Origin of the sequence: Planktothrix agardhii, assembly GCF_904830935.1 — a bacterium.
Taxonomy (GTDB): Bacteria; Cyanobacteriota; Cyanobacteriia; order Cyanobacteriales; family Microcoleaceae; genus Planktothrix; species Planktothrix agardhii.
Map to the genome: position 1 here is coordinate 3,269,187 of NZ_LR882952.1, position 21,694 is coordinate 3,290,880.

Genomic DNA, 21,694 nt, shown 5'->3' on the forward strand with positions numbered 1-21,694 from the left:
GGGAACAGCCCCCCCAAACCCCCCGTGCACGGGGGGCTAGAGGGGAGGGAACAGGGAATGGGGATAATACTTTTGACTGTTTCATAGTTGCACTCGTTGTTGCGCTTCAGCGCACTCCTAACAGCTAAATTGACATTATTTAGGACTAGCGGAAGGTGTAGGAATGGGTTGAGGTGTAGGAGGTTTAGGAGGTGTTTGCGGAATTTCTGGGGGCAGTTTCCACTCCTCTATGGGACGATTAATAGTTGATAAAATATCATTAGAAATCACCAAAATATTGACTTCCTTTGTAGAAGGTTGGGGGGAGTCAATTTGGGCATATAAATAATTTCCGCGAAAATCATTTTTCCCTAAACTTAATTTATAGATTGTATTATTTTTAAGTTTAATTTCTATTTTATCCGTGACCGTATCTAACCCATAATCCTTAAGTTTTTCTTTAGAAACCGTTAATTTCTGAATCCCCGAGTTAACATCCGAGGGATTACTTTGATTTTTAAATAGTTCTCTAAGCAAATAATCTACCGAAGCCGGATTAGCCAAAAATTGTATTGGTGCGGTGATTTTCCAAGGAGATTTTTTCAACTCATCGGCGTTAGTCACCCGTTCCAAAGTAACAGTTTGTTGGGGAGTTGTAATAGTAAAGAATTGAATCTCATTCTTAGGAAAAGAAAAAATTTGTTGTTGTTTAGCCTGAATTTCCTGCTGTTGTGTTTTCCCATGAATTTCAAATACATAAACAGCCCCGGTCAAACCCAAAGCTAAACCCATTAAAATTAATGTTGAACGTTGAAATTTCATCAGTTATTAGTTATTAGTTATTAGTAGAGACGTGCGGTGAGCGCAGCGATGCCGTAGGCTATTGGCGCGTCTGTACCAGTTATTAGTTATCAGTTATCGGAAATATTAACTCTTACAGCAGTCGCCAGACCTATTAGGACAAAGAGTGATGCAGCAAAGCTAGACGGTGAAGTCTTTTCCTCCGAGATCCGGCGTTCCCAGATCCGGCGTTCCCTGCTATACTGATAACTGATAACTGTTTACTGATAACTGATTACTCCGTGGGCGTAGGATCAAAACGCTCAATTTTAGCACCCAATTGTCGGAGTTTAGCTTCCAATTGTTCATAACCCCGATCCAGATGTTTTAATCCCTGAATCGTCGTTTCTCCTTCAGCAGCTAAGGCGGCGAGAACTAAAGCAGCCGAAGCCCGTAAATCCGTCGCTGTGACCGGAGCACCCGATAGCAAAGGAACACCTCGGACTAAAACCGTATTCCCCTTCACCTGAATATCAGCACCCATGCGACTGAGTTCAGGAACATGACCAAAACGATTTTCAAATACCGTTTCACTGATCAAACTATTGCCTTCACACAGCGTTAATAGCGCCATAAAGGGGGCTTGCATATCAGTAGGGAAGCCTGGATAGGGTAGGGTTTTAATATCCGTCGCCTTTAGCTGTTCCCCGGGGAGAATGCTTAAATGGTTTAGCCCTTCCATGCGGATTTTCACCCCCATAGTTTTGAGTTTAGCCAGTACAGGACTCAAATGTTCTGGAATAATCGGCGATAGGTTGATTTCACAACCTGTAATCGCCCCAGCTATTAAAAAAGTTCCGGCTTCTATTCGGTCAGGAATAATCGAATAATCCGCAGAATGTAGACTCGGAACTCCAGAAATGATAATAGTTTTACTGCCAGCCCCATGAATTCTGGCTCCCATCGCCCGGCAGAAATTCGCTAAATCGATAACTTCCGGTTCTTGAGCCGCATTTTCAATGATGGTTTCCCCATCCGCTAGGGTGGCCGCCATCATCAAAGTTTCCGTCGCCCCGACACTGGGATAATCCAGATAGATGCGAGCACCCTTGAGCCGACGATTCGCCCCAGCTACATGAGCATGAACAATCCCATGTTCGATGTGTACTTCCGCGCCCATGGATTGAAGTCCACGAACATGAAGATCCACAGGTCTAGCACCAATGGCACATCCCCCAGGTAAGGGAACCCGGGCTATCCCTAAACGAGCCAATATTGGCCCAATGGCAAAGAAACTCGCCCGTAGTTGGCTCACCAGTTCATAGGGGGCTTGTGATTCTGATAACTCACCCGCCTTAATGTCGATAATGTCGCCCTGGCGGTCAATCTTGACACCCAGAGTCATGAGAATCTCACTCATGCTATTGACATCGGCTAAAGAGGGAACATTCCGTAGCCGACAATCTTCGGAACAGAGTAATGCACCCGCCATTAGGACTAAAGCAGAATTCTTAGCTCCGCTAATCGGAACATGACCTTGCAGGGGTTGACGTCCCCAAATTTTAAGACTGGACTGGTTAGCGTGGGACGCAGTTGAAACATTCGATGAACGTATAGCTAGTGTAATGGGTCTATCCTCCAAAAATGGTTTGTACGTTTACGATACTTAGATTTTTTGTTCTGATTCTACCTAAAAGATTCTAAATGTCTAGGGGTTAGACAAATTTTATGTCCCTTATAAACCCGAAATCAGGCCTTGGAAGGGTTTTATAGGAATATCATTCTTGGTATAGCAAAAGTCTTATCGATCTTTAAATCCAGTGTAAAAATCTAATTAAGACTTAGGAGAAATCAGAATTTATGGAAATTGGTATTCCCAAAGAAATCAAGGATCAGGAATTTAGAGTGGGCTTGAATCCTGATAGTGTCAGGGTTTGCACGGAACGAGGTCATCAAGTTTTTGTAGAAACAGGTGCAGGGGAGGGTTCGGGGTTTAGCAATCGCGATTATACACGAGCCGGAGCCACAATCGTTAATTCTGCGACCGATGCCTGGAGTCGGGAACTTGTGGTTAAAGTCAAAGAACCTTTACCCGCCGAATATGGCTTAATTCAAAAAAATCAACTGTTGTTTACCTATCTGCATCTGGCGGCTAATCGAGAACTCACAGAACAATTAATTACAAGTGGTGTCCAGGCGATCGCCTATGAAACCGTAGAACTTCCTGACGGTCGATTACCTTTATTAACGCCCATGAGTATCATCGCCGGACGTTTATCAATTCAGTTTGGCTCCCGTTATTTGGAACGACAACAGGGCGGGAGAGGGGTACTTTTAGCCGGAATTCCTGGGGTAAAAGCCGGAAAAGTTGTGATTTTAGGCGGGGGAATAGTCGGGACTGAAGCAGCAAGAATTGCGATCGGAATGGGGGCAAAAGTTCAAATTTTAGATGTGAATTTGGATCGGTTAGCTTATTTAGAAACGGTGTTTGGTTCGAGTGTGGAATTACTCTATAGTCATCCGTCTCAAATTGAAGAAAGTGTTCCTGAAGCTGATTTATTAATTGGTGCGGTTTTAATCCTAGGAAAACGCGCTCCTAAGTTAGTTTCTCGTAATTTAGTCGCCCAAATGCGCCCCGGTTCTGTGATTGTCGATGTGGCGGTAGATCAAGGGGGATGTATTGAAACCCTCCGTCCGACCTCCCACACTAATCCTACCTATATTGAGGAAGGTATCGTTCATTATGGTGTTCCGAATATGCCTGGGGCTGTGCCTTGGACAGCAACCCAAGCCTTAAATAATAGTACATTACCTTATGTTATTCAGTTAGCAGATAAGGGACTCAAGGCTTTAGAATTAAATCCGGTTTTAGCCAAGGGATTAAATGTGGAAAATCATCATTTAGTTCATCCTGCTGTTAGGGAAGTTTTTCCTGATTTAGTTTAATTCCTATTCTGGGCGAGGTTTACTCGCCCCTACAACGCTACTTGTTTTAAAACGGTTAAGGGATGATAGGATTTAAGCTGTTGCAGTTGTTCTGAATTTTTAACTAATAACGTCCCCCCAAATCCTAAAGAATTAATCGAAATTCCCTCAAATTTTTCTTGAGATCGAGGAATAATCATCATCCAATTTCGAGTTGCTAATAAATTATAAGCCCCGGATTGAAAGGGTTGATCTCCAACGGATAACCCCACTTTAGCTAATAACTCAAGATATAATTCTAAAGTAAAAATTGCTGCGGTTGAAGATTGATTAATCCAGTCAGGGTTAAAGGATGCGATCGCATGAACAAAAGGAAATTCAGGAATTATACCAATAGAATTATTAAACTGTACAGAAGCGATCGCTGGTTCAATCGGAAGATTAATTCCATCTGGGACTAATGGAAACGGAACTAATTGTAAATGTTTATGACGCTGACTCGCCCCGGCTAATTTTCCCCCATTATAAAAAACTAAACCATCAATTTCGGCTAAACTCAGCCACATCGCCTCAAAATCTGCCTGGGTTAGCCAAGTTTCCTGTTCTTCAAATTGTCGAGTAATGATTAATAAATGATAATCAACAACATTAAATTTATTCAGTAAACATAAATGAGTTTCTGACAAATTACCTACAAATAAATCCTGTTCATAAGGCAGAAATGGATTAAACTCCTTACCGGATTTAGCTAATTTTTTTTGCTGTTTTTTCTTGGCTTTCTGCTTTCGAGCTAAGTTAGACAGAATTCTCACCAAAAAGTGAATATTCCCCTCCTCTATAAAATCATAATCCGTTGGAATTGATGCCAATGCACCACAATTGAGCGCATATTCGGTTTGAGTAATTATCCGTTGCCATAATGTACCCGATGGTAACATCAAGTTTGCAGTTGTTGTACTGATCATTTCAGTGTAGGCTATAGCCTAGATTACAATCTTCTTTTTTTATCCTACAGGAGTTAGGGAAACAAGAAACAAGAAGATCCAGCGATTGAAATCGTGGCTACACAAACGAAGTCCGCCTGCGCGGACTATTAACCTCCTTTGCGGCGAGGGTTTGTTCTTCGATTAACCTCCTTTGATCAAGGGTTTAAAACCCGCGCAGGCGGGTTTTGTTTGTGTAGCCACGGTTTTAACCGATGGATCACTGGATCTTTAGGGATGGGAGTGTCAAAACCCGATAGAATTTGATATTTTAGGAATGGGGGTAACTTTGGTTTTCGGTTTCCAGTCATACTCCATATATTGAGCCGTTTTTAAAGCCTTACTATCCCCTAAAAGTTTAGCCACAACATAAAGAGACATATCAATTCCTGCCGAAATTCCCCCAGCCGTAATAATTTTTCCATTATCAACAAATCGTTGATTATCAACAACAGTGGTTTGGGGTGCCATCGCCTGTAATTGATCTAATGCTTGATGATGAGTTGTCGCTACTAAACCATCCAATAAACCGACTTTTGCTAACAGTAAAGCACCCGTACAAACTGATAAAATTAACTCGGCATGATATCCTTTAGATTGAATCCAAGCTAGAATTTGCAGTTGATTCAGAGCCTCTCTAGTCCCTATACCACCAGGAATAATAATAATATCGGGAGGAGGACTATCTAATAGAGTACAATCTGGATTAAAGCTCAAACCATAATGGCATTGAACTGAATTTAAGGTTTCTGCGACTAGAAACACATTAAAAGGTTGATCCTCATTAATTTCTGATGTAATCGAAAATACCTCAAAAGGGCCGATAAAATCTAATAGTTGCACCCCATTAAAAATTAAAATAGCAACATTTGTTTGAGTCATTGGTCAGTAATCCTAAACGCAAAGGGATAAAAGATTAAAATATGTTAAAAAAGTGTCTTAAGCTCCAAAATATTATTCTGGTTATTCTGATTACTCTAGCAATTGTACTAGGTTGGAATAATTTAACTTTAGCACAAGGTTCTACCACTCAACTTGAATATCGCATGAGCCGCATGAGAAACTAAATAATTCATAAAAAAATAGGTGCTGCCATGATCTGAGGAGTTAAAGATGTTCTCCTCATCTTAGAAGATTGATCAAGAGCAGCACAGTCTTTAAAAATTGATGATGTTTAAATTACACAATGATACCGAAATAGTAAGCGGCAACTAAAAAGTTAATTCCTAACAGAAGAATTGCCCAAAATGCACGAAAGGTATAAGAGCCACTGGATGTTTGAGTTTTGGTAGCCATATTTGGTTCCTAAATACAATGATTCAATTAAACCACAGAAGCAACTGCATCGGGATCGGACTCTCCAGCATGATAGGAACTCCGCACTAATGGCCCAGAGCGGACGTGAGCAAACCCGATTTTGGTGGCGATCGCTCCCAAATGCTGAAATTCTTCCGGTGTCCAATATTTTCGCACGGGAAGATGTTTCAGGGACGGACGCATATATTGACCCAGGGTAATTCGGTCACATCCGGCTTCCCGTAAATCTTCCAGGGTTTGAATAATTTCGGCTTCGGTTTCTCCATGTCCTAACATTAAGCCGGATTTTGTGGGAATGCGGGGATCAAGTTGTTTCACAATTCTTAATACGTCCAGCGATCGCCCATACTTAGCCCCCCTTCTCACTGGTGCTTGCAGTCTTTGGACTGTTTCGACATTATGGTTATAACAGGCAGGTTCCGCTTCAACTACGGTGGCAATCCGTTGATATTGGAGTTCCTGGGGATTACCGCCCCCTTGCCCGCCCCAAAAATCCGCCGTCAGGACTTCAATCTGGGTTTCGGGGTTAAGCTCTCGAATTCTGTCCATTGTCGCCACGAACCACCGGGCCCCCCCATCGGCCAAATCATCCCTGGCCACGGAAGTTAAGACCACGTAGCCTAACCCTAAAATTTGTACAGCTTCGGCCACTTTTTGGGGTTCTTCGGGATCAAGGGGCATCGGTGCATGACCCTTATCCACTTGACAAAAGCCACAGGAGCGGGTACAAGTTGGCCCCATTAATAAAAAAGTTGCGGTTTTCTGGGCATAACATTCCCCCCGGTTGGGACAACGACCTTCCTCACAAATCGTATGAATTTGGCGCTGTTTGATAATCCGTTGTACAGAGGATAATTCACTGGCCTTACCGATGGGACGACGTAACCAGGCCGGGATAGGTTCAATGGCATTTTGATCCCGATCACGATAAGATTGTTCTAGTGCTAAATCAGAAGGGGCGGACATATTCAAGTTCCGTTGTTATTTTGGCTTCTTCTCAGATTAATCTAGTTATGTATTCTAAAGATGCAGGTCTTTTTAATCATTGGATCACTTTAACCCAATATAATAATAGTTAACGCATCATTATCGTTATGGGAGTTAGTTGTGGCAGGTCGGAAAATACTGGTTATTGATGATAGTAAAGTAATTAGAGTTCGAGTCAGAGAAATGTTACCCCCTGGTAACTTTGAGGTATTAGAAGCCAAAGATGGCAAAGAAGGACTCGAATTCGTGCAAAAAGAACATCCCAATTTAATTATGCTGGATTTCCTCCTGCCTAAGTTAAGTGGCTGGGATGTGTTTCAGCGAATTCAAGCGGATGAAACCTTGCGGCGCATTCCCCTTGTCCTGATGTCGGGACGGAAAGAAGAAGTCACCGAAAAAATTTCTGAACCCTTTCAATATTTTGAATTTATTGAAAAGCCCTTTGAGAAGAATCAACTAATTTCTGCAATTAAATTGGCCTTCCAAAAAGCCAATCTCCCCCGGCCACCCCTATCCACCCCTGGAACTCCTGCACCGACTTCTGCACCTGCTCCTCAAGTTTCTCATGCTGGAGACGCGACGGATATTGCAGCAATTAAGGCTCAAATGGATACAATGCAGGCGGAACTGGATGCCTTGAAAAAACAAGTGTTGCAACTGAAAAGATTCATTCAGGGGAAATTAAAGTAGAAATATTGACAGTTGACTGTTGATAGTTGACTGTTAATAGTTGAACGACAACTGATCAGAAATATGATACTGGATGCTTCATTTTTGACCCAATTAAACGCCGCAATGGATTCATTATTAAAACGAATGAATCTATTTTCCCAGGCGCGGGTTTTGGTGGTAGGGGATTTAACTTTAGATGAATTTTTGACAGGTCAAGTGGAACGTTTATCCCGTGAAGCTCCGGTATTAATTCTCCGCCATGAACATACCCATCAAATTCCTGGGGGGGGTGCGAATGCGGTTTACAATTTGGCAAAATTAGGAGCCTCGGTAAAGGTTGCTGGACTGGTGGGAAAGGATGATCAAGGAATTGCCCTTTGTGGAATTTTTGAACAGGCGGGAATTGATATTGGGGGAATTTTTATTGATCCCAACCGTCCCACGGTAACGAAAACTCGGATTTCGGGTCATGCTCGTCAATCTGTTACCCAACAAATTGTCAGAGTTGATCGCAAATCTGACGAATTACCGGATATTAAATTACAGTTAAAATTAGCTGAATATATTAGTGAAAATATTGATACTGTAGATGCGGTGGTTTGTTCAGATTATGGGGATGGAGTTTTAACCCAATTGGTAATTGAATCGGCATTAAAAGCTCCTTTAACTATTGTTGATACTCAAAAAGATTTACCTAGATTTACGGGTGCAACTTTGTTTACTCCTAACCTTCCTGAAGCGGAAAAAGCTGTGGGATATTCGATTAAAAATCAGCGAACTTTACAACAGGCGGGACAGGATTTATTAAGATTAACTCAAGCTAGTTCAATGTTAATTACACGCGGGGAAGAAGGAATGAGTTTGTTTGAGGGAGAGCAACAATTTCAAATCCCGCCTTTTAATCGCACGGATGTTTTTGATGTTACGGGTGCAGGAGATACGGTCGTGGCGGCTTTAACTTTGGGTTTATGTACGGGTTCATCGTTGTGGGAATCGGCAGTTTTAGGGAATTTAGCGGCTAGTTTAGTCGTGCGTCAATTTGGAACGGCGACAACAACAATTGAAGAAATGAAAGAGGCTTTGCGATCGCTTTTAAATCCAGAATAATCAATAGGTAATGGGTAATGGGTAATGGGTAATGGGTAATAGGTTTTAGGTTTTAGGTTTTAGATAATGGGTGATGAACAGTTAACTGGTACGGGCGGGTTCATCGAGATTTAGGTGATTAACAAAGATTTAGCACCAACCCGCCCCTACAACTGATTACTTGACAAATATTGATTTTAAGATAAGATTCTGGGGAACCGATATTTATAGGAAAGCGAATGTTAACCCAAGATCAGCCTTTAACTGAAACGGTATTTCTGGCTAAACTCAACGAAATTATTGAAAGTAATCACCTGCTCAAGCACCCCTTTTATCAAATGTGGACGGAAGGGAAGCTGACATTAACCATGTTACAAGAGTATGCCCAGGAATATTATTTGCACGTTCATAACTTCCCCACCTATGTCAGTGCCACCCATGCGGCTTGTGATGACATCAACATTCGCAAAATGTTATTAGAAAACCTGATTGAAGAAGAACGGGGCTCGGCCCATCATCCCGAATTATGGTTACAGTTTGCAGAAGGTTTAGGAGTAGAACGGAGTGCTGTTCTTGACCGTCAACCTTTAAATAAAACCCAAGAATCTGTTAAAATTCTGAAAAAATTATCGCGTAGTGAAGAAGCAGAAAAAGGGTTAGCCGCACTCTATGCTTATGAATCCCAATTTCCTGAAGTTTCTACCACAAAAATTGCCGGATTAGAAGAATTTTATGGTATTAAAGAAGAATCAGCTTTATCCTTCTTTAAAGTTCATGAAAAAGCTGATGAAATCCATAGTCAAATGACTCGTAAAGCTTTGTTACAACTGTGTCAAACCACCGAACAACAACGAGCCGCATTAGACTCCGTACAAACAGCCGTTGATGCGTTTAACTTGCTTTTAGACGGTGTTTACGAAGAATATTGTCAGAATTAAAGTCTAATATCAAGCGGTAGGGGCGAATAGCCATTCGCCCTTACCTGATTTAGACAGACTCACCCTTTGGGTAGAGGCGTGGGGCTTTTGCTATTTAATCTTAAATTAGTTCAACCATTCCATTAGAACTAATACTAATATTTTTATGACCTGCACCACCTGAAGAAATATTGACGGTCAGTTCATTTTTTTCCTCGTCAAATGTTGGTTTCATCCCCAGACGAGTGCCATCTTGGGTATAAACTAAAATGTTGACTTCCCCCGGCTTCGTTTTTATCTGGGAAAACGGTAGAACAGTTGATTGTCCACTGGCTAAAGTTTTAGAGGGATTTTGACTTAAACCAAATAAAACAGGTTTTCCCGCTTCATTGATGAGTCGAACTGTAAAGGGTTTATCGGTTTTAACCCGAAATCCGGTATAAATTTGGGCAACACTGGGACTAGGGGAGAATACAACAGGGGTAACGAAACCTAATATTCCGACCAAAGCAACCGTCGTTAGAAGTTTGATTTTCATAGATTTTATGGAATTAAATCAGAATGAGTTTGGTAATTATTCTAGTCTATATTTTTGAACTTCACACTTTAATTTTTTTAGCTTGTCTTTGATAAAAATTTTATATTTTCTCAACATTTCAACTAGATTAGACTATTTAACAAAACCCCTAAATTCCATGACTTTTCCCAATCACCCAATTCCGACGGAAAAAACGGGATAGGGCCGATTCTTCTAGTTGTAAAACAATTGGACGACCATGGGGACAGGTACGAGGATTGCGGGTTTTCATCCATTGATCTAATATGGTTTGCATCTGGGTTAAACTCAGGGGTGTGCCATTTTTGATCGCACTCCGACAGGCGGTGGCGACCTGTGCGGTTTGTAAATCTCCTCCTAAACTTAATTCTAATAAGGCTTCTGAACAATCACTACGTTTGATTAGTAATTCCGGGGCGTTTCTGACTACCCAAACCCCGTCTCCAAAGGGATCAACTTCTAATCCTAAACGCTGCATTTGTTCTAATTGTGCTGTTGATAAGGATTGTAAAATAATGCTGGGTTCGAGGGGAATTAATCGCCATTGATCACAGATTTGTTCATATAAAATCCGTTCATGGGCAATATGTTGTTCAATTAACCATAATCCGCTAGAATGTTCGGCAATAATATAGGTATTTAAAACTTGGGCGATCGCTTTTATTTCTAATATTCCTAATTCGGTTTGACAGCTTGTAGCATCTAACTGAGTTTCCGAATTAATATTATAGCTGCCTTTTTCTTCCGATACTTTTAATAACTTCTCAATCCGATTTTGCGGAGGAGAAATTCGCTCAAAATTTAACCTTAAAGCCTGTTCAATTCCTTGACTAATCAGTTCTTGCCATTGGTTCAAATTCTGGAGATAAACTTCACTTTTATCCGGGTTTCTATTCCAGTCTATTTGTTCGGGGAACAGGTGTAAATGCACAAAACAAATGGGATAGCGATCGCGGGGACAGGTGCGTGCTAGGGCGGTTAATAGGGTTTGTTCTAATTCCGGCGATCGTACCATTCGGCCATTAATAGCAACCTTAACCCAATCGGGTCGGCGACGTGAAGCGCGATCGGGTAATCCTAATATTAATTCAATTTCCTTTAGATTAATATTATCATAATCTGGCGGAATTTTCAAATAAAATAAATCACTGAATTGAATATTTTTAATAATCTGGGGTAAAATCTGTTGAGCATTCACCCCCGGACTAATTTGAAACCAAGGATTATTGCCTTGACGCAGTTGCCAAGTTACTTGGGGATGACATAAAGCAATTTGCTGAATTATTAACTGAATACCGCGCAATTGTTGAGCCGAAGCAGGTAAAGATTGACGTCGATTTTGCCAATTTTCAAACAAATTAGAAACTGTAATAACTGTTCCCTGGGCGACAGCAATAGTTTCGGTTTTAACAACTTCTCCTTGATGATTATAACTAATACGCCAACCGGAATTAGCAAGGGAAGGAGAACTAGGACGGCTAATAATTTCTAAATCCGATAATTGGGCTAAACTGTGTAAGGCTTCCCCCCGAAATCCTAAACTATTAATTTGAAATAAATCGGTAATCGTGTTAATTTTACTCGTACTATGGGCGACGGCAGCTTGTTCTAAATTAGTTAAGTCCATTCCTAAACCATTATCTACCACTTGCACCCGCCAAGACTCCGGCCAGACTGAAATTGTAATCCGGTTTGCTTGGGCATCTAAGGCATTTTCAACTAATTCCCGAACCACCGCCACTAAGGAGTCAATGACTTCACTCGCCGCAATTAAATCAACAACATCTTTGGGGAGAGGACGAATAGAATTCAAGGAAATAGGTAATGGGTAATGGGTAATAGGTTTAAAGTTTAATTCTAGTTTAATTTGACTTCTTCGGCAACTTCAGCGTGCATTTCTTTTAGTTGAGTTTGGGGGAGTTTAATATAAAAAGTAGTGCCTTGATTGGAAACGGATTTAAACCGAATTTGACCGCCATGGGCATCAATATAGCTAAGAAATCGGTGGGAGGATATATCCATTTTTATAACCCGGGTTGTGATCAAAAATTAGGGTAATCTGGTTTGGTGATATTCAGTATCGGAATTAATCAATTTGAGGGCTGAAAAAGGCAGCTTTCAATAAGGGCAAATTGCTTTTGGAGATTAGAAAAATACAACCGGATAGTATAATAAATTATAGCGTAGATGTTCCCAGCATTTGAGCCAAAGATGTTTGCAATATCGGGGGTAAACGACGCATAATTTTCCCCGTTTGTCCATCAATAGGAACCAAAGTCACTTGGGCGCTGAGATAGTGGGATTGACCATCTAGGGATTCAATCCGGTATTCCCAGGGAATTCGTACCCCCTTAGTAGGTAGGATTCGACTTTTAACCACCACCTGCATTCCCATTTTCACGGGTTTATAGTAGCGAATGTTCAACTCGACAACGGGTAATTCGCAACCCATTTCTACTAAGGTATGATACTCTAATCCCGCCAAACGTAACCGTTCTACCCGGGCTTCTTCCATCCAAGATATATAGGTTCCATGCCAAACGATACCACCATAATCGGTATGGTGGGGAGAAACCCGCACAACATAGTCAAACCAAGGGGTTGACCGGAGAGTATCCGTTGAGCAGGGGGACTGGGGAACGGGATTTGTTTCAAACACTTTACAAATAGATTTAGAACGCAACATTTCTACAAATTATCTGTCAACACGGGGGATTATTCTAGGTATGGATACTGTTTGATCCGTGTTGGATAGATCTGAGCCCTGATAAATAATCTATTTTAATCTGAAGGAAAACCCATGATAAAAAAAATTCTAGTTGCGGTTGCCGGTCGGGGATTATGTGAAGAAATGCTGAATATGCTTTTGGATATCCCCTCTTTCCAACAAGCATCGGTCACGCTTCTACACGTTGTTTCCCCTGAAGTGAGTTCGGATACGATGTCGGAAAAGTTAACTGAGGCTGGGAAAATTCTGGCCGAAGCTGTTACCTTGATTAAACTCGACCCTAAGCAAATTAATCCTCTACTTAAACAAGGTGATCCTAAAGATATCGTTTGTCAAGTGGCCAACGAGGAAGATGTGGATTTAATTATTATGGGTTCCCGGGGTTTAGGACTTCTACAAGCGATTCTGGAAAACTCCGTCAGTCAGTATGTGTTTCAACTCACCACTCGTCCGATGCTATTAGTCAAGGACGATATCTATGTCAAAAAACTGCGTAAAATTATGGTGGCGGTGGATAATTCCGAAGCATCCAAACAGTGTTTACAATTGGCAATTTCCTTTGCTAAAGATATCGCTGGGACTCAACTAATTTTAGTCCACATTAATAAAGATATATCAGGGAAATCGAGCCAAGATTTCAGTAATAATGCCGAAAAAGATCCTATTTTAGCCCCGGCAATTGAAGAAGTAAAACGCATGGGAATCAGCTATCGTTGTGTTAGTGGGATTGGTAAACCAGGCCCAGAATTGTGTAGCGTTGCTGAAGAATTGGGGGCGGATTTATTAATGTTAGGTTCCCCAGACCGTCGCCCCAACATGGCTAAGAGCTTTATTGACTTAGACCGATTGTTGGGAAGTTCCCTCTCAGATTATGTCCGAGTTTATGCTAATTGTCCTGTGTTGTTAACACGGACAACGGCAAAATAATCCACTCTGAATTAACAAATAAGTAGTTGCACAAAATAAATTACCTAGTTGAGAGAGGGAACACCGGAACAGCCCCCCAAACCCAGGGCTGTTTCATTTTACGGCGGGGTGGATGTCAAAATAAAAAGCGCCACAGTAACAGTCTGATGGCGCTTTTTTTGAATTAAAATTCAATCAAAATTCAGGAAAAACTGGTATTAACCTTGTTTACCATCCTGACTTTGGGTTTGAATATACAGAATCAACAGAAAAACCGCAGGAACTGACACAAACAAAATGCTGGCAACAAATCCTAAATCATTAACTTGCATAATTACCCTACCTTAACTTAAATGGGAAATTCAAATACCTCTAGGATATCATTAATTAGCGTTTTTGAATAGATTGATTTTATAGTGGGGAATAGGGAATTACGAATGGGTTTTGGGTTTTGGGTGATATTCAGCGAGCGAGGACGCTCGCACTGCTTCTGCTCTCCCTGCTTCTCCTTCCCCAGTTTAAATACTTAATAGCTTACCAAATCGAAGTTAAATCCAATACAAAACCGGGCAAAATATCCTCGCCTGAAACTTGATTAGGGTGTGCCAAGATTTCCACATCTTGATGCAGACGATAAACTTCAATTTGTTGCTGTTTACGATTAATTAACCAACCTAATTTTGCCCCATTCTCCTGATATTCTTGCATTTTTTGACGAGTTTTTTCTAAACTATCACTTGGAGACATTAATTCCACCACAAAATCAGGACACAAAGGCACAAATTTATCTTGTTGTTCAGGTGTTAAAGATTCCCAACGTTCTCGACTTACCCAAGAAGCATCAGGAGCGCGGTCAGCACCATTAGGAAGGGTAAAACCCGTATTGGAATCAAAAACTTCACCTAAATTATTCTGACGTTTCCAGACTAAAAGTTGAAAAATTAAATCAGCATTCCGTTTACCTGTATTTCCTCCAGTTGGTGGCATAATAATTAACTCTCCTGAAGTCGTGCGTTCAAATTGAAAATCATTATTTTCTTGACACAATTGCCAAAATTGTTCCGAGGTTAAATCCAGTTTTAATTTTAAAATCGGCGGTAAGGTCAGAATATTGGTTTCCATAGTAATTTGGGTTTTTGAAGGGAATGGGGATTAAATACTAAATCGCTTACCAAATCGAAGTTAAATCTAACACAAAACCTGGTAAAATATCCTCACCTGAAACTTGATTAGGGTGTGCCAAGATTTCTACATCTTGATGCAGACGATAAACTTCAATTTGTTGCTGTTTACGATTAATTAACCAACCTAATTTTGCCCCATTCTCCTGATATTCTTGCATTTTTTGACGAGTTTTTTCTAAACTATCACTCGGAGACATTAATTCCACCACAAAATCAGGACACAAAGGCACAAATTTATCTTGTTGTTCAGGTGTTAAAGATTCCCAACGTTCTCGACTTACCCAAGAAGCATCAGGAGCGCGGTCAGCACCATTAGGAAGGGTAAAACCTGTATTAGAATCAAAAACTTCACCTAAACGGGTTTTTGAATTCCATAAATCAATTTGAGTGGTAATTTTAACATTCCGTTTTCCTGTATTTCCTCCAGTTGGTGGCATAATAATTAACTCTCCTGAGTTCGTGCGTTCAAATCTAAAATCATGATTTTCTTGACACAATTGCCAAAATTGTTCCGAGGTTAAATCCAGTTTTAATTTTAAAATCGGCGGTAAGGTTAGAATATTTGTTTCCATAGTAATATGGGTAATGGGTAATGGAGATTTGTTCTATTATATAATAAGGAATATTAGAATTAACTGTCATGATGAACAAACTCATCTCTAGTTGAAGTTAATTTTTGTTACAAAACTGATCAGAGATTCAGATTTTTTCCCATTTTTGAAGCCCAAACATAAACTAAAATTAAATCTTCTGGAATATTCTGGGATTTTGATTAGAATATCTGTTATTACATAAGAAACTATCATAACCGAATCCGATGATAAATTCTAGCCGATTTCGCTTGATTCGCAAGCAGTTTGTCTTCGTTTTTCTATTTATATTAACCTTGGTGGGATGCCGAATTATCAGTAATTCCCCCGTTAGCGAAGTCATCCCGATGATTGCTGACTTACCCAAACCTCAAATTCCTGAATGGATTGAAACAATTAATCCTATCGGTGAAAGTCCAGAATTAAGTCAAATTCATGTTATTTTTAAAAGTCCTTTAATTCCCCTAGAAAGTTTAGATAGTTCAGGACAAAAAAAACTCCTGAATAATTTTGAAATTACCCCAAAAATACCTGGCGAATTTCGATTTTTAACACCTAGAATGATAGGGTTTCAAGCCGATAAAGCCCTACCCTTAGCTACCCGTTTACAAGTTACTATCAAAAAAGGATTAACCGATTTAAACAAAAATCAATTAGACCAGGATATTAGCTGGACATTTGCCACCGAACCGATTAAATTATCTAATTTACCTGGAAGTGAAGAACAACCCGGTTCTCCAGAAAATCCATTAGGATTAAATCCCGAACTCACATTTAATTCCAACGTAGAATTAGATTTAGCATCCTTAAAAGAACACTTACAACTAATTTCTCAAAAAACCAATAAAGCAATTCCTATTGAAGTTAAAATTGCCCAATCAGAAGACAATCAAACCCAGATTGAACCTTTAAAAAGATTCAATTCAGCAACTCAAAACCCAGAATATATTGTTACTCCCAAACAACCATTACAATCTGCTACTAAATATCAATTTAAAATCACACCTGGCTTACGTCCAGTTAAAGGAAATTTAGAAACCCAAGTTGAGATTTCTAGCCAGATTCAAACCTATGATAATTTAAAATTTGTCAGTTTAGAACTTCAGGGTAAAGCTTCCGAAGAAGGAACATCAGGACGATTTGTAACTGGAAATCCTCAACTGCAATTTAATAATGGAATTATTGCCGAATCAGCCCTAAAAAATATTACCATTAAACCTGCCCCTAAACCCGATATTAAAGTCATTCAAGCCTATAATGATTATGAGAGAGTTACCATCAATCCTTGGGCTTTAGAACCCCAAACCAATTATACTATTACGATTGGTGCAGAAGTCGAAGATACATTTAACCAGAAATTAGGAAAACCAGTTACTGTTAGTTATAAAACTGGAGATTTAACCCCAGATATTTCCGTACCTTCGGGATTAAATATTTTCCCCTCTCAACAAAATTTAGAACTGAATATTTCTACTTTAAATTTACCAGAATCCAAATATCAAGCCGCTTATAAAGTGGTGCAACCCACGGATTTAGTTTATACCGATACGGCTTATTCGAGAGATGAAGGAAGAAAAAATCTATTACTTCCCCAGGAAAAATGGACAAATTTTGATGTTCCAACCCCGAAAAATAACATTCAAGAAACCTCAATTAATTTAAAAGATAAATTAGGAGGAAATACGGGAATGTTAGCCTACGGAGTCACGGCAAAAACCACCCGTTATCAACAGGAAGGGGAACAAAAATGGAGTGAACCTCAATTTAATGGACTGGTACAATTAACTAATTTAGGCGTTTTTGCCCAATGGTTTCCAGAGTCAGGAATGGTGCGGGTTAATCACTTAGATAATGGCTCCGTTGTTGCAGGAGCAACCGTTGAAATTTATCCCTCTAAACTCGATGCTAAATCCCATCCTAAACCTCAAACTTGTGCAAAGGGAATTACCAATAATCAAGGCATATTATGGTTAAATTCTCAACAGTTAAAACAATGTATGCAGGGGGAAAGATTTGCCAAAGCACCGGAATTATTAGTGATTGCTAAAGAAGGCAAAGATTGGGCATTTACTCGCACGTTATCCTATAGTGGAGAATATGGATATGGAATTGATGCCAATTGGGAAGATAAACAAACCCTATCCCGGGGCGTGATTTTTTCAGACCGTCAACTGTATCAACCTGGGGAAAAAGTTGCCTTAACGGGTATCGCCTATTCCCTAGAAAATGGCACATTAAAACCAAATAAAAATCAAAATTATACGGTGACTTTGGAAAATCCCAAAAAACAAAAGCAAGTATTAGGAGAGTATAAAACCAATGAATTTGCGACGTTTTCTGTAGAATTTTCCTTAGAAGCAAACCAACCTTTGGGAAATTATATTATTCATGCAGAAGACAAAAATGGGGTAGAACTTTTAGGTGATTTCCGCGTTGCTGAATTTAAACCACCTAATTTTAAAGTATCCCTAAATTTAGATCAAAAATTCGCCAAAATTGGAGATAAAATCACGGCAAATGCTCAGAGTGAATATCTGTTTGGGGCTCCCGTAGCCGACGGTGCTGCTAAATATTATGTTACTCGGAATGGAACGGATTTTATTCCGAAAGCATGGGAAAATTATTCCTTTGGTCGTCAATGGTTTTGGCCGGAAGAAAAACCCAATGTTTCTGATAGTGTATTGCAAGAAAATCAACAGTTAAATGCACAAGGTCAGGGGAGTAAAACCATCACCATTGATAAGGATTTACCCTATCCCATGACCTATCGGGTTGATGTGGAAGTGACGGATATTTCTAACTTATCCGTTGCCAATTCTGAATCCTTTACCGCCCTTCCCAGTGACCGTTTTATTGGGTTAAAAACACCATTTATTGCCGAAGCGGGTAAGGCATTTCCTATTGATATGATTGTCACTGATATTCAAGGAAAACCCATAGAAAATATTGGAGTAAATTTGCAATTGCAAAAAATGGATTATAGCCAAGTGACGCGGGTTGTTGAAGGAGCGCGAACCCCTAAAAATCAAATTCAATATCAAACCGTTGCTCAAGTTGATATTAAGTCGGGTCAAAAGGAACAAAAGGTTGATTTAACCGCCCCAGAGTCCGGTTCCTATCGCATTCGTGCTAATTTTAGCGATGGAAATAATGAAATTACCGCCACGGATTTACAAATTTGGGTGACAGGAAGTGGGTTAGTTTATTGGGGAGGAGATGAAGAACAATTAATAATTAAACTGAATAAAACTACTTATAAACCCGGAGAAACTGCAACGGCTTTAATTCAATCTCCCTATCCAGAAGCAGAATTATATTTTGCCGTAGTACGGGATAAACCCCTTTACGAAAAGGTAATTAAAGTTAAAGGTGGTGCGCCAGAAATTCAGTTTCAAGTCACCCCGGAAATGTTACCAAATGCGGCAGTTGAAGCGGTATTAGTTCGACAAGGAAAACCGATTTCCGAACTCGAACCTGGGAGTTTAGAAAATTTAGCTAAAATTGGATTTACACCCTTTAAAATCAACCTAGAAGATCAATATTTGCAAGTCCAAGTTAATCCCCAACAAGCCAAACTAGAACCCGGTTCCCAACAGACCTTAGACCTAACTTTAACTGATACCAAAAATCAACCTATTCGCGGACAATTCACCGTGATGGTGGTCAATGATTCAGTTTTACAACTCAATAATTATCGACCTCCGAATTTAATAGAAACCGTCTATGCGGAACAACCGATTTCCACAAGATTTAGTGATAATCGTCCGGCGGTTATTTTAAATCAATTAGCCTCTGCTTTAGAAAAAGGTTGGGGTTATGGAGGCGGTTTGTCTACTGCTACAGCTAATACTCGAATTCGCAAAGATTTTCAAGCCTTAGCATTTTATAATGGTTCAATTATTACCGATAATCTAGGAAAAGCCACGGTTAATTTTAAACTTCCTGATGATTTAACTACCTGGCGAGTGATGGTAATAGCAACGGATGGGAGTCAAAAATTTGGGTCGGCTGAAACTACATTTATGACCACTCAAGCATTAATTTCTAACCCCATTTTACCACAATTTGCCCGTCCTGGCGATCGCATTTTAGCCGGATTATCTATTACCAATTTAACCGAAGAAAAGGGCAAATTAAATATTACGGGAACTGTTAACGGTGGGATTCAATTTTCCCCTGAAAACGCCAATCAACAAACCTTAAAAACTAATGCAGAAGCGGGAACAAATGCCTATCGCTTTCCAATTTTAGTTAAACAAGCGGGGGAGGCTCAAGTTCAATTTACCACGGAATTTAACGGTAAATCCGATGGGTTTGAAGTGCCTTTAACGGTTAAAACTTTTGACGTGAATGAACAGGTAATTGAGTCAGGACGGACAACCAATACTGTCACAATTCCCCTGAATATCAGTAAAAAAGTAGTTCCCGATTTCGGAGGATTAGATATTAATTTAGCCAGTACCCTAATTCCCCAACTAACTGCTTCCGCTGAACAGGTATTTAATCGAGAAAAATGGCCGTTTCTCGAACCTGCTGTTAGTGAATTAATTATCGCTGCTAATATGCAGATTTTGGGTAAAAAATACGGTCAAAATTTCAGTAATTTGCAGTTATCTGAACGGGCTAAAACCGCTTTAACAGATATTAAAACACTGCAACTAGAAGACGGTGGAATTACAGCCTATCCTGGTTCAATAGTCTCTAGTCCTTTCCTTTCTGCTTATACAGGGGAAGCCTTAGCTCAAGCTCAAAATACTGGATTTTCGGTTAATTCTAAGTTAATTAAATCTCTCAAAACCTATTTAACTCAAGGTGTAAATGATCCCCTAAAATATGATTTTTGTAGCGATGAAGTTTGCAAAAATCAAATCCGTTTAAATGCCTTAATTGCTTTAGATGCTCTGGGGGAAAAACGCAGTGATTTCTTAGATGATATCTTGCAAAATTTTGATAAATTTGATCAAGTTACCCAGATTAAATTTGTACAATATTTATCTCAATTTCCCCAATGGAAACAGGAGTATAATCGTCTATTTGAGCAAGTGCAAAAACAGATTTATGTAACCGGAAGAACAGCAACTCTGAACTTACCTCAAGGTTATAGTTGGTTGAATTCTGATACAACGATTCAATCCCAAGGGTTACGTTTATTGTTAACTAAAAATTCCCAATCTGCCACCGTTGATAAGCTAGTGGAAAGTTTATTAAATCTGCGTCGAGATGGAACCTGGGGAGGCAGTTATGATAATGCCCAGGCGTTAACAGCTTTAACTGCATATAGTCAAACAGAAGCTACACCCCCTAACTTTAATGTGGCGATTAATTTAGGAGATCAAACATTAGGAGAAACTCAATTCAAAGGGTATAAAGATTCTACTTTTAGTTTGAATATACCCATGTCGGAATTACCCAAGGGCGAAAATAACTTAATTTTAAAACCGTCAAATCAAGGTAAATTAAATTATTGGGTCGCCTATCGTTATCGCTTAAAAGGAAATCAACCCGGACGTTTAAATGGGTTAAGAATTACCCGCACAATTCGCCCAGCTAATGAGGATAAAGTCTTACAAACAATTGACTTAAATTCCCCTAAAGATTTGCTGAAAGTGACACCCGGACAAGTGTTTGATATCGGTTTAGATATTATTACTGATCGTCCCGTTAATCAAGTAATGATTACTGACCCCCTTCCCGCCGGATTTGAAGCTATTAATGCTAGTTTTAAAACCAGTAATTTAGCAGTAGAAGCTCAAAAAAGTAGTTGGCAAATTGACTATCAAACGGTTCATAATGACCGAATTACTGCCTATAGCGATCGCTTAGAACCGGGTATTTATCAACTACATTATTTAGTTCGTGCTGTTACTCCAGGGGAATATTTATGGCCGGGTGCGGAAGCGAAATTACAACATACTCCCGAACAATTTGGCCGCAGTGCATCGACAACTTTATTGGTTTCTAAATCTTAGTTGAGATCCCCCTAAATCCCCCTTATTAATGGGGGTTAGGGGGGATCATCTTACAAAAAAATATTTTAACAAAGCAGAAAAAATGGTAAAATTAAAATAGTTTCAAACCACAGGA

The 21,694-nt window shown here is 39.8% G+C and carries 19 protein-coding genes; 6 read left to right on the top strand and 13 right to left on the bottom strand.

What is annotated here, in order from left to right; genetic code table 11:
* Window positions 1–135: 135 nt before the first annotated feature.
* Window positions 136–801 (bottom strand): DUF4340 domain-containing protein, encoded by a 666-nt coding sequence (locus tag NMG88_RS15325; RefSeq protein WP_227357940.1) that lies wholly within the window; start codon window positions 799–801, stop codon window positions 136–138.
* A 253-nt stretch (window positions 802–1,054) separates the two neighbouring features.
* Window positions 1,055–2,401 (bottom strand): UDP-N-acetylglucosamine 1-carboxyvinyltransferase, encoded by a 1,347-nt coding sequence (gene murA / locus NMG88_RS15330; protein WP_254035585.1) that lies wholly within the window; start codon window positions 2,399–2,401, stop codon window positions 1,055–1,057.
* 218 nt (window positions 2,402–2,619) lie between these two features.
* On the opposite strand from murA, the gene ald reads away from it, so the two are divergent.
* Window positions 2,620–3,705: an alanine dehydrogenase gene (gene ald / locus NMG88_RS15335; RefSeq protein ID WP_227373492.1), complete on the top strand. Its 1,086-nt coding sequence runs from the start codon at window positions 2,620–2,622 to the stop codon at window positions 3,703–3,705.
* A gap of 29 nt (window positions 3,706–3,734) precedes the next feature.
* Here the strand turns inward: ald and NMG88_RS15340 are convergent, their stop codons facing one another.
* The 4 genes from NMG88_RS15340 to lipA all read right to left on the bottom strand — a co-directional run bounded on the left by NMG88_RS15340 (window position 3,735) and on the right by lipA (window position 6,950).
* Window positions 3,735–4,622: an ATP adenylyltransferase family protein gene (locus NMG88_RS15340; RefSeq protein WP_254034913.1), complete on the bottom strand. Its 888-nt coding sequence runs from the start codon at window positions 4,620–4,622 to the stop codon at window positions 3,735–3,737.
* Between the two features lie 291 nt (window positions 4,623–4,913).
* A complete protein-coding gene (locus tag NMG88_RS15345) occupies window positions 4,914–5,549 on the bottom strand; it encodes a DJ-1/PfpI family protein (RefSeq protein WP_042154279.1) in 636 nt (211 codons plus the stop codon).
* Between the two features lie 297 nt (window positions 5,550–5,846).
* A complete protein-coding gene (psaX, locus tag NMG88_RS15350) occupies window positions 5,847–5,963 on the bottom strand; it encodes a photosystem I protein PsaX (protein ID WP_071782595.1) in 117 nt (38 codons plus the stop codon).
* Between the two features lie 27 nt (window positions 5,964–5,990).
* Window positions 5,991–6,950, bottom strand: a complete 960-nt coding sequence (gene lipA, locus NMG88_RS15355) for a lipoyl synthase (RefSeq protein ID WP_042154277.1) — start codon at window positions 6,948–6,950, stop codon at window positions 5,991–5,993.
* Window positions 6,951–7,091: 141 nt separating this feature from the next.
* Between lipA and NMG88_RS15360 the strand changes: the two genes are divergently transcribed.
* The 3 genes from NMG88_RS15360 to NMG88_RS15370 all read left to right on the top strand — a co-directional run bounded on the left by NMG88_RS15360 (window position 7,092) and on the right by NMG88_RS15370 (window position 9,667).
* Complete coding sequence (locus tag NMG88_RS15360; RefSeq protein ID WP_042154275.1) at window positions 7,092–7,661, top strand: response regulator; 570 nt, start codon at window positions 7,092–7,094, stop codon at window positions 7,659–7,661.
* A 63-nt stretch (window positions 7,662–7,724) separates the two neighbouring features.
* On the top strand, window positions 7,725–8,750 hold the full coding sequence (locus tag NMG88_RS15365) for a bifunctional heptose 7-phosphate kinase/heptose 1-phosphate adenyltransferase (RefSeq protein WP_042154273.1): 1,026 nt from the start codon (window positions 7,725–7,727) through the stop codon (window positions 8,748–8,750).
* A gap of 218 nt (window positions 8,751–8,968) precedes the next feature.
* Window positions 8,969–9,667, top strand: coding sequence for a CADD family putative folate metabolism protein (locus NMG88_RS15370; protein WP_026796510.1), 699 nt, complete (start codon window positions 8,969–8,971; stop codon window positions 9,665–9,667).
* A gap of 100 nt (window positions 9,668–9,767) precedes the next feature.
* On the opposite strand, the gene NMG88_RS15375 is transcribed toward NMG88_RS15370, so the two are convergent.
* From NMG88_RS15375 to NMG88_RS15390, 4 genes are all read right to left on the bottom strand, one after another.
* A complete protein-coding gene (locus NMG88_RS15375; protein WP_042154272.1) occupies window positions 9,768–10,184 on the bottom strand; it encodes a hypothetical protein in 417 nt (138 codons plus the stop codon).
* Between the two features lie 148 nt (window positions 10,185–10,332).
* Window positions 10,333–12,015: a DNA mismatch repair endonuclease MutL gene (gene mutL, locus NMG88_RS15380; protein ID WP_235765797.1), complete on the bottom strand. Its 1,683-nt coding sequence runs from the start codon at window positions 12,013–12,015 to the stop codon at window positions 10,333–10,335.
* Between the two features lie 44 nt (window positions 12,016–12,059).
* Window positions 12,060–12,224, bottom strand: a complete 165-nt coding sequence (locus NMG88_RS15385; RefSeq protein ID WP_227357936.1) for an ATP-binding protein — start codon at window positions 12,222–12,224, stop codon at window positions 12,060–12,062.
* 154 nt (window positions 12,225–12,378) lie between these two features.
* Window positions 12,379–12,888, bottom strand: a complete 510-nt coding sequence (locus NMG88_RS15390) for an acyl-CoA thioesterase (protein WP_235751498.1) — start codon at window positions 12,886–12,888, stop codon at window positions 12,379–12,381.
* A 114-nt stretch (window positions 12,889–13,002) separates the two neighbouring features.
* Between NMG88_RS15390 and NMG88_RS15395 the strand changes: the two genes are divergently transcribed.
* Window positions 13,003–13,857: a universal stress protein gene (locus NMG88_RS15395; protein WP_141293373.1), complete on the top strand. Its 855-nt coding sequence runs from the start codon at window positions 13,003–13,005 to the stop codon at window positions 13,855–13,857.
* A gap of 197 nt (window positions 13,858–14,054) precedes the next feature.
* Here the strand turns inward: NMG88_RS15395 and psbM are convergent, their stop codons facing one another.
* The 3 genes from psbM to NMG88_RS15410 all read right to left on the bottom strand — a co-directional run bounded on the left by psbM (window position 14,055) and on the right by NMG88_RS15410 (window position 15,592).
* Window positions 14,055–14,168 (bottom strand): photosystem II reaction center protein PsbM, encoded by a 114-nt coding sequence (gene psbM / locus NMG88_RS15400; RefSeq protein WP_026787680.1) that lies wholly within the window; start codon window positions 14,166–14,168, stop codon window positions 14,055–14,057.
* A 202-nt stretch (window positions 14,169–14,370) separates the two neighbouring features.
* Window positions 14,371–14,958, bottom strand: a complete 588-nt coding sequence (locus tag NMG88_RS15405; RefSeq protein WP_227357934.1) for a Uma2 family endonuclease — start codon at window positions 14,956–14,958, stop codon at window positions 14,371–14,373.
* Between the two features lie 46 nt (window positions 14,959–15,004).
* Complete coding sequence (locus NMG88_RS15410) at window positions 15,005–15,592, bottom strand: Uma2 family endonuclease (protein WP_026796506.1); 588 nt, start codon at window positions 15,590–15,592, stop codon at window positions 15,005–15,007.
* Window positions 15,593–15,837: 245 nt separating this feature from the next.
* Here NMG88_RS15410 and NMG88_RS15415 point away from each other — a divergent pair, with 245 nt between their 5' ends.
* A complete protein-coding gene (locus NMG88_RS15415) occupies window positions 15,838–21,579 on the top strand; it encodes an alpha-2-macroglobulin family protein (protein ID WP_254035586.1) in 5,742 nt (1,913 codons plus the stop codon).
* The last annotated feature ends 115 nt before the right edge of the window (window positions 21,580–21,694 follow it).